Here is a 15905-nt window from a genome sequence, read left to right on the forward strand (position 1 = left end):
TCACCGGTCGCCGGCGACGCGGCCCCGCGAGCGCAGCCAGAGCAGGCCCAGCACCGGCAGCGCCAGCGGGATGAACAGGTAGCCCCTGCCGTAGACCGACCAGACCGTCTCGTCGGGGAAGGCGGCCCGGTCGACCAGCGACAGCGTGCCGACGACCAGCACGCCCACCAGCTCCACCGAGACGGCGACGAGCGCGGTGCGCCGTCCGGCCCGGCCCCCGCGCACCAGCCCGACCGTGGCCACCAGGTAGACGACCGCGGCGAGCGCCGAGAGCAGGTAGGCCAGCGGCGCCTCGTCGAAGCGGGTGGCCAGCTGCACGGCGGCGCGGGCGCCGGCGGCCAGCGTGAAGATGCCGTAGAGGGCGACGAGGACGCGGCCGGGCCCGCCGGACGTGTCCCCCGGCCCGCGCTCAGGCACCGGTCGCCTCCCACACCTGCACCAGCCGCCAGACCATGACGGCGACCACCACCGCCGCGACGGCCAGCACCGTGCCGGCCCACCGGGTGGTCTCGGTGCGCGCCCAGAGGACGCCGGCCACCGGGATGAGCGGGATCGCGACCAGGTAGCCGAAGAAGGTGCCGGGCTCCACGAGCCGGTGCCCGCCGACCAGCCCGACGACGGCGACGACGACCTGCACCAGCAGCACCGCCTCCAGCAGCCCCGCCGCGGCCAGGTGCAGCGCGCCGATCCGCCGGGAGGCGGCGGTCGACGCCAGCCCGAGGACGGCGAGCACGACCGCGGCGACGGTGGCGAGGGCGGCGAGCGTCGTCACGGGCGCGGTGCGGGCGGGGACGACGGGGCGGCGGGCGGCACGCCGCCATCCTTCCCCGACCCGCCGCGAACCGAACTCACCGGTAACCGGAGGGGCCGCGGCTCGTTCAGTCAGGCCACAGCGATGTGATCCACCTGACCCGAGGAGCCACATGAGCCGGTCCCGCCGAGCCCTGGGAGCGGGGAGCCTGGCGGCCCTGGTCGCCGGGGTGCTCGCCGCCACCCCCGCGCAGGCCGCCCCGTCGTCGACCTCCCTGGCGCCGGTCCAGGACTTCCTGGCCGACCAGCTGTCCACGCTCGCCGCCGCCGTGCCCACCACCGTGCTGGTGCACGGCACCGACATCGCGGCCGCCCGGGCCGCCGTCGACACGACGGGCATGCGGCTGGTCACCGAGTTCGAGCGGATCGGCGTCGCGGTCGCCTCGGGCACCGCCGGCCAGGTCGAGGCGGCCCGGTCGCAGCCCGGCGTCACCTACCTGGAGGGCAACACCGCGATCGAGTTCCACGACTCCACCTCGCACACCGCCACCCGCGGCGGCGAGGCGGTCGCCACGCTGACCGGCGCGAACGGGCTGCCCCTCGACGGCAGCGGCGTCTCGGTGGCGGTCATCGACTCCGGCGTCGACCCCACCCACCCGTACTTCCGCGACGCCGACGGCAGCAGCGCCGTCGTCGCCAACCTCAAGAGCGTGTGCCTGGTCGAGTCGAACACCGCGACCGACTGCGTGCTGCCGGTGCCGGGCGCGCTGGACACCGACACCATCTCCGGCGGCGGGCACGGCACGCACGTCAGCGGCATCGTCGCCGGCCGGCCGACGACCCTGTCCGACGGCACGCAGCTGCAGGGCGCGGCCCCCGGCGCCAGCCTCGTCTCCATCTCCACCGGCGCCGTCCTGCTCATCGTCGGCGCCGACTCCGCGCTCAACTGGGTGCTGGAGAACCACGAGGCGCCGTGCGGCGCCGGCGTCCCGGCGAGCGCGTGCCCGCCGATCAAGGTCACGAACAACTCGTACGGCCCGAGCGGCGGCGGCGCGTTCGACCCGAACTCGGCCACGGTGAAGCTGCAGCGGGCGCTGGCCGCGGACGGCGTCGTCACGGTGTGGGCCGCGGGCAACGACGGCGGCGACGGCACGTCGTCGCTGACCAACCCGCCCGGCCAGGACCCGACCGGCGGCATCCTGTCGGTCGCGTCCTACTTCGACCACGGGACCGGCACCCGGGACGGCGTGGTGAGCGAGTACTCCTCGCGCGGCGCGGCGGCCGACCCCTCGACCTGGCCGGACCTCTCCGCCCCGGGCGAGGACATCACCAGCGCCTGCCGGCCCTACCTGCCGATCTGCGCCACCGGCCTGGCCCCGCAGAACGGTCCCGGCCTGCTCGACGTCGGCACGTTCAACACGATCAGCGGGACCTCGATGGCCGCGCCGCACGTCGCGGGCATCGTCGCCCAGCTGTTCCAGGCCGACCCGGGGGCGACCCCGGCCGAGATCGAGGCGGCGCTGAAGGGCAGCACCCACGCCTACGCCGACGGTGCGCCCTACGAGTCGGTGGGCGGGTACGCGACGTCCTACGACAAGGGCACCGGCCTGGTCGACGTGGTCGCCGCGGTGGCCCGCCTGACGGCGTAGCCGTCCCGGCCACGATCAGCTCAGCTGCGGCCCGGGCTGATCGCGGCCGTCCACGATCGGGACGGTTCCACGTGGAACAGCCGCGTTGCGGAGGTGTGACTTTCCCCGTCCGGAGGCATGGCGCCGATGGGGAGGGTTAGATCAATGCGCATGTGCGGCCTCTCCGGCGAGATCACCTTCGACGGCTCCCTGGCCGACACCGCGGCCGTGGACCGCATGGTCTGCGAACTGGTGCCGCGCGGACCCGACGGCCAGGGCTCCTGGAGCGCCGGGCGGGTCGCGTTCGGTCACCGGCGGCTGTCGGTCATCGACCTCTCCACGGCCGGCGGCCAGCCGATGGTCGACAACGAGCTCGGCCTGACCGCCGTCTTCAACGGCTGCATCTACGACTACCAGGAGCTGCGCGCCGAGCTGGAGGGCCACGGCTACCGGTTCTTCTCCACCAGCGACACCGAGGTCCTGATCAAGGGCTACCACCACTGGGGCACCGACTTCGTCGACCACCTGCACGGCATGTTCGCCGTGGTGATCCACGAGCGGGACACCGGCCGGGTCGTCCTGGCCCGCGACCGGCTCGGCATCAAGCCGCTCTACCTGTCCGAGACCCCGGGGCGGCTGCGCTTCGCCTCGTCGCTGCCCGCGCTGCTGCGCGCCGGCGACGTCGACACCTCCATCGACCCGGTGGCGCTGCACCACTACCTGACCTGGCACGCCGTCGTCCCGGCGCCGCGGACGATCCTCACCGGCGTCCGCAAGCTGCCGCCGGCCACGGTGCGGGTGGTCGAGGCCGACGGCACCAGCCGCGAGCACCGCTACTGGCAGCCGCGCTACGAGCGCCGTCCCGAGCACGCCGGCTGGTCGGCCCGCGACTGGGAGGACGCCGTCGAGGAGGCCCTGCGGGTCGCCGTCCGCCGCCGGCTGGTGGCCGACATCCCGGTCGGCGTGCTGCTCTCCGGCGGGCTGGACTCCAGCCTGATCGTCGGCCTGCTCGCCGAGGAGGGGCAGACCGGCCTGGCCACCTTCAGCATCGGGTTCGAGGCGGCCGGCGGCCGGGAGGGCGACGAGTTCGTCTACTCCGACGTCATCGCCGAGCGCTTCGCCACCGACCACCACCGCATCCGGGTCAGCTCCGACGAGCTGGCCGGCGCGCTGGACCACGCGATCGGCGCCATGAGCGAGCCGATGGTCAGCCACGACGTCGTCGCCTTCGACCTGCTCAGCGAGCGGGTCAGCCAGAGCATCCGGGTGGTGCAGTCCGGCCAGGGCGCCGACGAGGTCTTCGCGGGCTACCACTGGTACCCGCCGCTGGCGGGCGTGCCGCGGGAGCAGGCGCCGGAGCGCTACGCCGCCGCGTTCTTCGACCGCGACGCCGCCGACATGCGGCGGCTGGTCGCCGACCGGTACGCCCTCGACCACGACCCGTCGCTGGCCTTCGTCCGCGAGCACATGGGTGCCGACGGCGCCGCGACGGCGGTGGACGCCGCGCTGCGCCTGGACAGCGAGGTCATGCTGGTCGACGACCCGGTCAAGCGGGTGGACAACATGTCCATGGCCTGGGGGCTCGAGGCCCGGGTGCCCTTCCTCGACCACGACCTGGTGGAGCTGGCGGCGGCCTGCCCGCCGGAGCTCAAGCTCGCCGACGGCGGCAAGGGGGTGCTCAAGGCGATCGGACGGCGGATCATCCCGGCCGAGGTCATCGACCGGCCCAAGGGCTACTTCCCGGTGCCGGCCATCACCCACCTCGAGGGCAAGGTGCTCACGCTGGTGCGCGACGCGCTGAGCAGCGTGCCGGCCCGCGAGCGCGGCCTGTTCCGCGACGGCTACGTCGACGCCCTGCTGGCCGACCCGAACGGGGAGCTCACCCCGCTCAAGGGCAACAAGCTCTGGCAGCTCGGCCTGCTGGAGCTGTGGCTGCAGGCCCACGGGGTGTGACCGCCGTGGGCTCGCCCACCCGGATCGCCGGCGCGCGCCGCCGCGCCGCCGACCGCGGCTTCACCGACCGCTCGACACGTCGTCCCTCCGCCCACGAGCGGCGCGGCATGCAGTCCGACGTCGTCCTCGACATGGGCTGGGGGCGGCTGGTCTTCGGGCACACCTTCGCCGACCTGCGGGGGGTGCTCGCCGCGCTGCGCGCCGAGGAGTCCGGCCGGCGGGACATCTGCGTCTACCCCCGCGATCCGCAGGTGCTCATCGGGCTGGCCCCCGACGAGCTGTTCCTCGACCCGTCGCTGACCTTCCGGCTGCACCTCAACCGCTACCGGCCGCGCGGCGACCTCATCCGCGGCGTCTTCGTCCGCACGGTCACCTCGGGCGCGGAGATGGAGGCGATCAACGACATCTACGCCCGCAACGGCATGGTGACCGGCGACGGCATCACCATGTGGGCCAACCACCGCACCCGCGACTTCACCTACCTGGTGGCCGAGGACCGGCGGACCGGGAAGATCGTCGGCACGGTCACCGGCGTCGACCACGCGCTCGCCTTCGGCGACCCCGAGGGGGGCACCAGCCTGTGGTGCCTCGCGGTCGACGCGCAGGACGCCCCGCCCGGCACGGGGGAGGCGCTGGTCCGCGTGCTGGCCGAGCGCTACGCGGCCCGGGGCCGGGCGTACCTGGACCTGTCGGTCCTGCACGACAACGCGCCGGCGATCGCGCTGTACCGCAAGCTCGGCTTCACCCAGGTCAACGCCGTCTGCGTGAAGCGGAAGAACCCGATCAACTCGCCGCTGTTCGCCGCGCGCCCGCCGGAGCTGGCCGACCTCAACCCCTACGCGCGGATCATCGCCGAGGAGGCGCTGCGCCGGGGCATCCGGGTCGAGGTGACCGACGCCGAGTTCGGCGAGCTGCGGCTCTCGCTGGGCGGCCGCTCGGTGCTGACCCGCGAGTCGCTGTCCGAGTTCACCTCCGCGGTGGCCATGAGCCGCTGCGACGACAAGCGCGCCTCCCGCCGGGTCATGGAGCGGGCCGGGGTGCGGGTGCCCCGCGGCGCGGTGGCCGCCGAGGGCGACCTGGACGCCGCCGCGGCGCTGCTCGACGAGCTGGGCGAGCTGGTGGTCAAGCCGGCCCGCGGCGAGCAGGGCAAGGGCATCACCGTCGGCGTGCGGGACCGGGACGGCCTGCAGCGCGCGGTCGCCCTGGCCGCGCAGCACTGCCCCGACGTCCTGGTCGAGGAGCTGGTCGCCGGCGACGACCTGCGCGTGGTGGTCATCGACCACCGGGTGGTCGCCGCCGCCGTCCGGCGGCCGGCCCAGGTGATCGGCGACGGCCGGTCCACGGTGGCCGAGCTGGTCCGCGCCACGAGCCGCCGCCGGGAACGGGCCACCGCCGGCGAGTCCACCATCCCGCTGGACGACACGACCGCCGAGGTCGTCGCCGACGCCGGGTACGCCATGGACGACGTCCCGCCCACCGGCGAGCGCATCCGCGTGCGGCGGACGGCGAACCTGCACACCGGCGGCACGATCGAGGACGTCACCGACCGGCTGCACCCCGACATCGCGGCGGCGGCGGTGCACGCGAGCCGGGCGCTCGGCATCCCGGTCACCGGCCTGGACTTCATGGTCCCCGACGTCGAGGGGCCCGAGCACGTCTTCATCGAGGCCAACGAGCGGCCGGGCCTGGCGAACCACGAGCCGCAACCCACCGTCGCCCGGTTCGTCGACCTCCTCTTCCCGGAGACCCGCGGGTAGGCGGTCTATCGTTCCCACGCCATGGTGGTGGATCCGGACGTCGACCTGCACGACCCGGGACAGCGCCGGGAGCGGGCCCTCGCCCCCGCCTTCCTCGCGGTGATCGCGGTCGGCGGCGTCCTGGGCGCCGAGGCCCGCTACGCCCTCGAGCGGCTGGTCGACTCCCCCGCCGACGGCTGGCCGTGGGCGACGTTCGCCGTCAACGTGGTCGGCTCGCTCCTCCTCGGTGTGCTCATGGGCGTGCTGGGCCGGCTGGACCGCCCGCACCCGCTGGCCCGGCCGTTCCTGGGTGTCGGGTTCCTGGGCGGGTTCACCACGTTCTCCACGGCGATGGTCCAGGTCCCGCCTCTGCTGTCCGCCGGCCGGCCGGGTCTCGCGCTGCTCTACCTGGCCGGCTCCGCCGTGACCGCGCTCGGCGGGGCCGCCGCGGGGCTGTGGGCGGTCCGCGGGCGAGCGGGAGCCGCCCGGTGACGTGGCTCTGGGTGGCGCTCGGTGCCGCGGTCGGCGCGCCTGCGCGGTACGTCACCGACCGCTGGGTGCAGTCCTGGCACGACAGCGTGTTCCCGTGGGGGACGCTCACGGTCAACGTGGTGGCGTCCTTCCTGCTGGGCCTCCTCACCGGCGCCGCGCACGCGCTGCACCCCGCGGTCGGTCTCGCCCTGGGGACCGGGTTCTGCGGTGCTCTCTCCACGTACAGCGCGTTCGGCTACGAGACGCTGCGGCTGCTCGAGACCCGGGCCCGGGTCCTCGCCGCCGCCAACGTGGCGGTGTCGCTGGTCACGGGGCTGGCCGCGGTGGTGCTCGGCTGGGCCCTGGGCGCGGCCCTCGCCTGAGACCCCGGGTGCCGTCGACCCGGGCGATCTATAGGGTCGGCAGCGATGGCGGGCACCGAGGGAGGACACGTGCGGGCGGACAGCCCTGTCGTCGTCGTCGCCAACCGGCTGCCGGTGGACCAGGTCACCGACCCGGACGGGACGACGCGCTGGCAGCGCAGCCCCGGTGGACTGGTGACGGCGCTCGAGCCGTTCGTCGCCGGCCGCGGCGGCGCCTGGGTCGGCTGGTCGGGCTCGGCCGGTGACGCCCCGGAGCCGTTCGAGTCCGGCGGCATGTCCCTGATCCCGGTGCCGCTCACCGAGGACGAGGTCGACGGCTACTACGAGGGCATGTCCAACGCCTCGCTGTGGCCGCTCTACCACGACGTCGTCGAGAAGCCCGAGTACCACCGGCGCTGGTGGGACATCTACGTGCAGGTCAACAAGCGCTTCGCCGCCCGTGCGGCCGAGGTCGCGGCCGAGGGCGCCACCGTCTGGGTGCACGACTACCAGCTGCAACTGGTCCCGGCGCTGCTGCGGCAGCGCCGCCCCGACCTGACGATCGGCTTCTTCCTGCACATCCCCTTCCCGCCCTACGAGCTGTTCACCCAGCTGCCCTGGCGGCAGGCGATCATCGAGGGTCTGCTCGGGGCCGACCTGGTCGGCTTCCAGCGGCCGGCTGCCGCGGCGAACTTCGTGCAGCTGGCCCGCCGGCTGCACGACCTCCCCACCCGCGGCAACCTCATCGAGTACGAGGGCCGCACCGTGGCGGCGCGGGCCTTCCCGATCTCGATCGACGTCGCGTCGTTCGACCGGCTCGCCTCCTCCGAGGAGGTCATCGCCCGGGCCAAGGAGATCCGCACCGAGCTCGGCAGCCCCGACAAGATGGTCCTGGGTGTCGACCGGCTCGACTACACCAAGGGCATCAGCGTCCGGCTCAACGCCTTCCAGGAGCTCCTCGAGGACGGCGTCATCGCGGCGCCGGAGACCGTGCTGGTGCAGGTGGCCACCCCCAGCCGCGAACGGGTGGAGCACTACGTGCACATGCGGGAGACGATCGAGCAGCAGGTCGGGCACATCAACGGCGTCTTCGGCTCCATCGCCGGCCCGGCGGTGCACTACTTCAACCAGTCGATGCCCCGCGAGGAGCTCGCCGCCCTCTACCGGGCCGCCGACGTCATGCTCGTGACCCCCTACCGCGACGGCATGAACCTGGTGGCCAAGGAGTACGTCGCCGCGCGCGGCGACCTCGGCGGCGCGCTCGTGCTGAGCGAGTTCGCCGGCGCCGCCGCCGAGCTCAAGCAGGCCTACCTGGTGAACCCGCACGACATCGCCGGGGTCAAGAGCCAGCTGGTGCGCGCGCTCCGGCAGGACCCCGCCGACGGCCGCCGGCGCATGCGGGCGATGCGCCGGCACCTGATCCGCAACGATCTCGAGCACTGGGCCAGCTCGTTCTTCGACGCGCTCACCTCGTGACCGCCGTCCCCGCCGGCCTGCGCGCCGCGCTCGCCGCCGTCGCCCCGCGCCGACCGCTGCTCGTGGCCAGCGACTACGACGGTGTGCTCTCCCCGCTCGTCGGGGACCCCTCCGCCGCGGTGCCGGAGCCCGGGGTCGCGGAGGCGCTGGCGCGGGTGGCCGCCGCCGACGGCGTGACCGTCGCGCTGGTCAGCGGTCGCGGCGTGGCCGACCTGCAGCGCACCAGCGGCTTCACCGGCGCCTACCGCTGGGTGGGCAGCCACGGGGCCGAGTTCGACGGGCCCCTCACCGGCGAGCTCGCCGACCGGCGCGACGCGCTCGCCGAGCGGCTGGCCCCCGTCGTGGCGGAGGTCGCCGGCGCCCGCCTGGAGGTCAAGCCCGCCAGCGTCGCGGTGCACGTGCGACAGGTCCCCGAACCGGCCGTGGGGACGGCCCTGCTCGAGCGGGCCAGGTCGCTGGCCGATCCGTCACTGACGATGAAGCCGGGCAAGGCCGTGCTCGAGCTGGCCGTCACCGACGCCGACAAGGGCAGCGCGCTGCGCCGCCTGCGGACCGACCTCGGGGCGGCGGCGGCGATCTACCTCGGCGACGACGTCACCGACGAGGACGGGTTCCGCGTGCTCGGGCCGGACGACGTGGCGATCAAGGTGGGCGAGGGCCCGACCGTCGCGGCCCACCGCGTGAGCGACCCGGCCGCCGTCGTCGCGGTGCTGGAGGAGCTGGCCGACCTGCTCAGCTGAGGCGCGCCGCGCCCCCGAGCCGGGCGTGGCGACCCCGGCCGCCCGGTGGCCGGCCGGTCCCTCGACGGCGACCGTCTCCCTCGTGTCGACATGCGGCGGGGCGGCCCGGCCGACCTGCACGTCCTCCCCCGACCGACGCCGATCCGCGCACCGCCACCATTTCCCGCTGTCGACAAAATGGTCGCGACGAGACGGCGGTATCGCGCCTCGGACACAATTCAGTCTCCCGGGTGGAATCAGCGCGACGCGTGTGACTGGAGTGGCAACAATCTGCGTGCGCCATTCCCCGCTCGCATTCCCAGGAGTTCCGTCATGAGTTCCGCCTCCACCCCGCAGAAGGCCGCGCGGCCGCCCGGCTGGTTCGCCAACCGGCCGCTGGCGGTCAAGTTCGGCTCGCTGATCGCCGTCGTCGTGCTCGCCTTCGGCGGCCTGCTCGGCGCCGTGCTGATCGGCATCACGAACATCCAGGACGCCAACGGCGACCTCGAGCGCCTCAACCACGCCCAGGAGCTCGTCCTCCAGCTCGACACCCGGGCCAGCGAGCTCAAGGTCGACGGCTTCAAGGCCATCGTCCGCGACGACCCGGCCGAGCAGCTCGGTGAGCTGGCCGACGACATCGCCACCCCCGAGGCCCTGCTCGCCGAGCTGCGCACGATCGAGCTCACCGGCGCGAGCGCGACCACCGTCGCCAACCTGCAGGCCACCTACGGCGACTACACCGCCGCCATCAGCGCCTTCGTCGACAGCGCCGTCGCCGACCAGGCCGCCGCCCGCGTGCAGTGGGAGCAGATCCAGGCGGCCAACGACCTGACCGACGGTGCCGTCTCCGCCGCCAAGGACGCCCTCGCCGCCGAGTCCGACGCCGCCCAGGTCGCCCTCGACGACACGATCGTCCGCACCGAGGTGATCAGCGTGGTCACCGCCGTCGTCGGCCTGGCGCTGCTCGTCGTCATCGCCGTCCTGACCATGCGCTCGATCACCGGCCCGGTCCGCCGGGTCAAGGCCTCGCTGGAGGCGCTGGCCACCGGGGACCTCACCGTGTCCACCGGCATCCGCAGCACCGACGAGGTCGGCCAGATGGCCGCGGCGCTCGACGCCGCCCAGGCCAGCCTCCGCGAGGTGCTGGCCCTGGTGGCCGGCTCGGCCGGCGCCGTCGCCGGCAGCGCCGAGGAGCTCTCCGCCTCGGCCACCCAGATCGCCGCCTCCGCCGAGGAGACCAGCGCGCAGTCCGGCGTCGTCTCCTCCGCCGCCGAGGAGGTCTCGCGCAGCGTGGAGACCGTCGCCGCCGGCGCCGAGCAGATGGGCGCCAGCATCCGCGAGATCGCCTCCAACGCCGCCGAGGCGAGCGAGGTGGCCAACAAGGCGGTCAACGCCGCGGCCGCGACCACCGCGACCGTGGCCAAGCTGGGCGAGTCCTCCACCGAGATCGGCAACGTGGTCAAGGTGATCACCTCGATCGCCGAGCAGACCAACCTGCTGGCCCTCAACGCCACGATCGAGGCCGCCCGCGCCGGCGAGGCGGGCAAGGGCTTCGCGGTCGTCGCGAACGAGGTCAAGGAACTGGCCCAGGAGACGGCCAAGGCCACCGAGGACATCGCCCGCCGCGTCGAGGCCATCCAGGGCGACACGTCGGCGGCCGTCGCCGCGATCGAGGAGATCTCCGAGATCGTCGCGCAGATCAGCGACCGCCAGGCCACGATCGCCTCGGCCGTCGAGGAGCAGACCGCCACCACGCAGGAGATGTCGCGCTCGGTCACCGAGGCGGCCAGCGGGTCGAGCCAGATCGCGGAGAACATCACCAGCGTGTCCGCCGCCGCCGGCGACACGACCCAGGCGCTGAGCCAGACGCGGGTCGCCGTGGACGAGCTGTCGCGCATGTCCGCGGAGCTGAAGACGACGGTCGGCCGCTTCACCTACTGACGGGCCCGCTCGCGGGGAATGGTCCCGGGCGGGGGTGGCGCGAGGGCGCCGCCACCCCCGCCGCAGCGACGAGAGAATGGTCTCCGACCATTCCGGACGTCTTGTCGACATTCGAGGGGAGAGTGAGCGAACTGCTTTCAACGGCTGAGTCCAACACGCCCGCGCAATAGCGGGGAGCCGATCCGGACCGACCTGTTCCCGTCGGTGCAACGCCTGTGACTCCTGGGTTCCAGGGACACCGCGCAGCGCACTTCGTCGGTCCGTGCACGGGAGTCCCCGCATGTCCGCCCCTGTTCGACCGCCAGCCCGCAGTGCGCGCTGGTTCACCGACCGGCCGGTCGCCGTCACGATCGGCGTCCTGGTCGCCCTGATGGCCCTGGGCGCCGTCGTCACCGCGGTGCTCACCGTCCGCGGTGCCCAGTCCCTCCGCGACGGCGAGCTGCGGCTGCACCAGCAGGACGTCGAGCCGCTGGTCACCCTCGGCGCGATCCAGCGCAGCTTCCAGGGCGACCGCGTGCGCGTCCTCTCCTACACCGTCGCCGATCCCGCGACCCGCGCCGACCTGCGGGCCGACCTCGAGGAGCGGCAGGGCGAGCTGCAGGCGCTGATCGGCGAGTACGACGGCAGCCAGGCCGACGAGGCCGCCTGGAGCGCCTTCACCGAGGGCGTCACCGCCTGCTACGCCGCCACCGAACGGGCCCTGCTCGCCATGGACCACGGCGCCGCGTTGGACCACGGCGCCGCGTTCCGCTTCGGCGACGAGAAACCGCTCGCCGCCGCGGTGATGGACCCCTACGCCGTCGAGAGCGACGCACAGGCGGCCGCCGCGGCCGACTCGAGCACCCACGCCTGACCCGGACCCGCACCGCCGTCGACGAGCTCTCCCGCATGGCGGCGGAACTGCGCGGAACGGTGGGCCGCTTCACGTACTGACCGGCACCTCCCCCACCATTCCGGGGTCGTGCGGACATCGTCCGCACGACCCCGGTCAATGTCCGCCGTGTCGACAAATCACGCCGTCCGGAACGGTGACCCGGGCAGCTCGTAACAATTGCGCGGAATGGACCTACCAATGGTGCCGGCGCAGTCTCTCCAGCCCCACGATGAACGCGTTCCTCTCCTGCACCGAGACCCCATGGAGAACCGATGTCCCAGCGCACCACCTCCCGCCGACGAGGAGGCTGGTTCGCAGACCGGCCGGTCGGCGCCAAGATCGGGGCGGCCGTCGCGCTGCTCGCGATCGTCGTCCTGGCCACCAACGCGCTGGCGATCCTGCGGATCCAGGAGCTGCGCGACGGCCAGGAGCAGATCTACACCGAGAACCTGGAGCCGCTGAACGCGCTGTCCGCCGTGCAGCGGGCGACCGCGGCGCACCGCGCCCGCGTGCTCGAGTACGCCGTCTCCGACCCGGCGCGCCGCGAGGAGCTGCGCGGCGAGATGGACGAGAAGCAGGCCGACGTCGAGACGGCGCTGGCCGAGTACGAGCCGTACGTCGTCGACCAGGCGGCGATGGACAAGTACCTGGGTGCGCGCGAGCAGTTCCTCGCCACCAACGAGAGCCAGCTGTTCCCCGCCGCCGACCGGGGCGACCTCACCGCCTACGCGCAGATCTACCGCGAGGTCTCCAGCCCGCTGCTGACCGACGTCGCCGACGGCCTCGAGGAGGAGGGCGTCGCCCAGTCCGCGCAGGCCGCGGCCCGCAACGCGGAGGCTGCCGACGCGGCGAGCGCGGCGGTCCTCACGCTCGTCGTCGCCGCACTGGGCTCGGTCGTCGTCGCCGGCGTCGCGACCGTGCTCATCATCCGGCGCATCACCGGGACCGTCCGCTCGGTGCAGCGGACCGCCGAGGCGCTGGCCCAGGGCGACCTGACCGTCCGCACCGGCGTGGAGTCCCGCGACGAGCTCGGCCGGATGGCGGCGGCGCTGGACCAGGCGCAGGAGAGCCTCGGGCAGGTCATGTCCTCCGTCGTCGCGTCCGCCGACGCGGTCGCCGCGTCGTCGGAGGAGCTGTCGGCGTCCTCCGCGCAGATCTCGGCCTCGGCCGAGGAGACCTCGGCCCAGTCCGGTGTGGTGTCGGCGGCCGCCGAGGAGGTCTCCCGCAACGTGCAGACCGTGGCCGCGGGGGCCGAGCAGATGGGGGCGTCGATCCGGGAGATCGCGTCGAACGCGGCGGAGGCGTCGGAGGTCGCCGCGCGTGCCGTCACGGCGGCGGAGACGACGACGGCGACGGTGGCCAAGCTGGGCGACTCGTCGGCCGAGATCGGCAACGTCGTCAAGGTCATCACGTCGATCGCCGAGCAGACGAACCTGCTGGCGCTGAACGCCACGATCGAGGCCGCCCGCGCCGGCGAGGCGGGCAAGGGCTTCGCGGTCGTGGCGAACGAGGTCAAGGAGCTGGCCCAGGAGACGGCCAAGGCCACCGAGGACATCGCCCGCCGCGTCGAGACGATCCAGCACGACACCGGGGCCGCCGTCGCCGCCATCGAGGAGATCTCGGCCATCGTGGCCCAGATCAGCGACCGGCAGACCACCATCGCCAGCGCGGTGGAGGAGCAGACGGCCACCACCACGGAGATGAGCCGCTCGGTGCAGGAGGCCGCCGGCGGTACGGGTCAGATCGCCGACAACATCGGCAGCGTGTCCACCGCCGCCGCGTCGACGACGCAGGCGTTGACGCAGACCCGCACCGCGGTCGACGAGCTGTCGCGGATGGCGGCGGACCTGCGGGGGACGGTGGGTCGCTTCCACTACTGATCGGACCGATCACGACGGGGCCGTGCGGACGACGACGTGCGCACGGCCCCGTCGCCATTCCGGGCCGCTCCTCGACGTCCCGAAATTGTCGACATGCAGCCACGGGAACCATTCCGCGACAATGCACCGACCGGGCCGTCGCCAGGGCTGAAGTCCCTTTCTGCCGGTGCCGGGCGGAAAGTGCGCGACGCGCCGCAGATAAGGGACCGGAACGTCCGCTTTCGCATTTATGGTCCTTCCCGTCGGTCGCGGTGCGCAGCACACGGACCGGCACTCGCACCGGAGCCGACGCCGTCGCCACCGCGAGCCCTTCCCCCTGCCCCATCCCCGCCACGGCGGCCGCCCGAGGAGCACCCCCATGCCCGACCACCTGACCGACGACCGCGTCGGCGCACCTGCCCCGCGCCGGGGCGGCTGGTTCGCCGATCGTCCGATCGGCGTGAAGATCGGCGCCGCCGTCGCCCTGCTCGCCGTCGTGGCCGTCGCCATGACGGTCATCGCCGTCACGCGGATCTCCTCGCTGCATGCGGCGTCCGACCGCATCAACGAGAACGTCGGCACCCTCGCGGACCTGGCGAACATCCAGCGCTCGTGGCAGGGCGACCGGTCCCGGTACAACACCTACCCGCTGGCGAACCCGGAGCAGCGCGCCGCCCTGCTCGCCGACCTCGCCGAGCGCCGCACCACCATCGACGAGCAGCTGGACGCCTACGCCGAGGTCACCGTCAACAAGGAGGCGTTCGAGGAGTTCCGCGGCTTCGTGGACGAGTACTACGCGATCGCCGACGGGCAGCTGATCCCGGCGGCGGACGCCGGTGACCTCGCCACCGCCGCTGCCCTGATCACCGGACCCCTGCAGGGCAGCTCCGACGAGATCATGGACGCGTACGCCGCGATGCAGGACCGCCGCGTGGCCGCAGGTCAGGCCGACACCGACGACGCGGGGGCGATCGCCTCCTCGGCCGTTCTCACCCTGTGGGTGTCCCTCGGCGTGGGTATCGCGATCGCCGGTGCGCTCACCGTCGTCGTCGTCCGCCGGCTCGTCGCGACGGTGCGCTCCGTGCAGACCTCCGTGGAGGCCCTCGCCCAGGGCGACCTGACCACCACCCCGGACGTGAGGAGTCGGGACGAGCTGGGCCGGATGGCGTCGGCCCTGGCCGACGCCCAGAGGAACCTGCGGTCGGTCCTCGGTTCCGTGGTGGCCTCGGCCGACGCGGTGGCGGCCTCGTCGGAGGAGCTGTCGGCGTCCTCGGCGCAGATCTCGGCGTCGGCGGAGGAGACCTCGGCGCAGTCCGGTGTCGTCGCGTCGGCGGCGGAGGAGGTCAGCCGGAACGTGCAGACGGTGGCGGCCGGCGCGGAGCAGATGGGGGCGTCGATCCGGGAGATCGCGTCGAACGCGGCCGAGGCGTCGGAGGTCGCCGCCCGCGCGGTGAGCGCCGCCGAGACCACCACCGCGACCGTGTCGAAGCTGGGCGAGTCGTCGGCGGAGATCGGCAACGTGGTCAAGGTGATCACCTCGATCGCCGAGCAGACCAACCTGCTGGCCCTCAACGCGACCATCGAGGCCGCCCGCGCCGGCGAGGCGGGCAAGGGCTTCGCGGTCGTCGCGAACGAGGTCAAGGAACTGGCCCAGGAGACCGCCAAGGCGACCGAGGACATCGCCCGACGGGTGGAGGCCATCCAGGCCGACACCGGGGCCGCCGTGACGGCCATCGCCGAGATCAGCCAGATCGTGGCCCAGATCAGCGACCGGCAGACCACCATCGCCAGCGCCGTCGAGGAGCAGACCGCGACGACGAACGAGATGAGCCGCTCGGTGCAGGAGGCCGCCGGCGGCACCGGTGAGATCGCCCAGAACATCACGGGCGTCTCCACGGCCGCCGACTCGACGACGCAGGCGCTGACGCAGACCCGCACCGCGGTCGACGAGCTCTCGCGCATGGCCGCCGACCTGCGCAGCACCGTGGCCACCTTCACCTACTAGAAGGACCCCCCGCCGTTCGCACGCCCGCGGCGGGGCCCTGCAGGGGGCCGCGGCCGGGGCGCGGACCACCGCGCCCCGGCCGGGGCCCACCTCCACATCGCGGCCCGGGCGGCCGATAAGTACAGCTGGAG

The 15905-nt window shown here is 73.8% G+C and carries 13 protein-coding genes; 11 read left to right on the forward strand and 2 right to left on the reverse strand.

Annotated elements, in window-relative coordinates; all coding sequences use genetic code 11:
• A complete protein-coding gene (locus ACI797_RS04305) occupies positions 1-417 on the reverse strand; it encodes a hypothetical protein (protein ID WP_456857268.1) in 417 nt (138 codons plus the stop codon).
• Complete coding sequence (locus ACI797_RS04310) at positions 410-772, reverse strand: hypothetical protein (RefSeq protein ID WP_456857269.1); 363 nt, start codon at positions 770-772, stop codon at positions 410-412. Before ACI797_RS04310 ends, ACI797_RS04305 begins: the two co-directional genes overlap by 8 nt.
• A 151-nt stretch (positions 773-923) precedes the next feature.
• Between ACI797_RS04310 and ACI797_RS04315 the strand changes: the two genes are divergently transcribed.
• From ACI797_RS04315 to ACI797_RS04365, 11 genes are all read left to right on the forward strand, one after another.
• Entirely contained in the window at positions 924-2399 is a 1476-nt protein-coding gene (locus ACI797_RS04315; RefSeq protein ID WP_456857270.1) for a S8 family serine peptidase, read from the forward strand.
• Positions 2400-2549: 150 nt separating this feature from the next.
• The gene (locus tag ACI797_RS04320) at positions 2550-4331 is read left to right on the forward strand and encodes an N-acetylglutaminylglutamine amidotransferase (protein WP_456857271.1); all 1782 of its coding nucleotides are present in this window, start codon (positions 2550-2552) and stop codon (positions 4329-4331) included.
• 5 nt (positions 4332-4336) lie between these two features.
• Entirely contained in the window at positions 4337-6088 is a 1752-nt protein-coding gene (gene ngg, locus ACI797_RS04325; protein ID WP_456857272.1) for an N-acetylglutaminylglutamine synthetase, read from the forward strand.
• A 21-nt stretch (positions 6089-6109) separates the two neighbouring features.
• The gene (locus ACI797_RS04330) at positions 6110-6559 is read left to right on the forward strand and encodes a fluoride efflux transporter FluC (protein WP_456857273.1); all 450 of its coding nucleotides are present in this window, start codon (positions 6110-6112) and stop codon (positions 6557-6559) included.
• A complete protein-coding gene (crcB, locus tag ACI797_RS04335; protein ID WP_456857274.1) occupies positions 6556-6921 on the forward strand; it encodes a fluoride efflux transporter CrcB in 366 nt (121 codons plus the stop codon). The genes ACI797_RS04330 and crcB overlap by 4 nt, the downstream gene beginning before the upstream one ends.
• Positions 6922-6966: 45 nt before the next feature.
• Complete coding sequence (locus ACI797_RS04340) at positions 6967-8376, forward strand: alpha,alpha-trehalose-phosphate synthase (UDP-forming) (protein ID WP_456857275.1); 1410 nt, start codon at positions 6967-6969, stop codon at positions 8374-8376.
• Positions 8373-9116 (forward strand): trehalose-phosphatase, encoded by a 744-nt coding sequence (gene otsB / locus ACI797_RS04345; RefSeq protein ID WP_456857276.1) that lies wholly within the window; start codon positions 8373-8375, stop codon positions 9114-9116. Before ACI797_RS04340 ends, otsB begins: the two co-directional genes overlap by 4 nt.
• A gap of 312 nt (positions 9117-9428) precedes the next feature.
• On the forward strand, positions 9429-11036 hold the full coding sequence (locus ACI797_RS04350; protein WP_456857277.1) for a methyl-accepting chemotaxis protein: 1608 nt from the start codon (positions 9429-9431) through the stop codon (positions 11034-11036).
• 280 nt (positions 11037-11316) lie between these two features.
• Entirely contained in the window at positions 11317-11889 is a 573-nt protein-coding gene (locus ACI797_RS04355; RefSeq protein ID WP_456857278.1) for an MCP four helix bundle domain-containing protein, read from the forward strand.
• 293 nt (positions 11890-12182) lie between these two features.
• Positions 12183-13790 carry a methyl-accepting chemotaxis protein gene (locus tag ACI797_RS04360; RefSeq protein ID WP_456857279.1) on the forward strand — a complete coding sequence of 536 codons (1608 nt, stop codon included), beginning with the start codon at positions 12183-12185 and terminating at the stop codon, positions 13788-13790.
• 358 nt (positions 13791-14148) lie between these two features.
• Positions 14149-15774 carry a methyl-accepting chemotaxis protein gene (locus tag ACI797_RS04365; protein ID WP_456857280.1) on the forward strand — a complete coding sequence of 542 codons (1626 nt, stop codon included), beginning with the start codon at positions 14149-14151 and terminating at the stop codon, positions 15772-15774.
• Positions 15775-15905: the final 131 nt, after the last annotated feature.

This window comes from Geodermatophilus sp. SYSU D00691 (genome assembly GCF_054050275.1).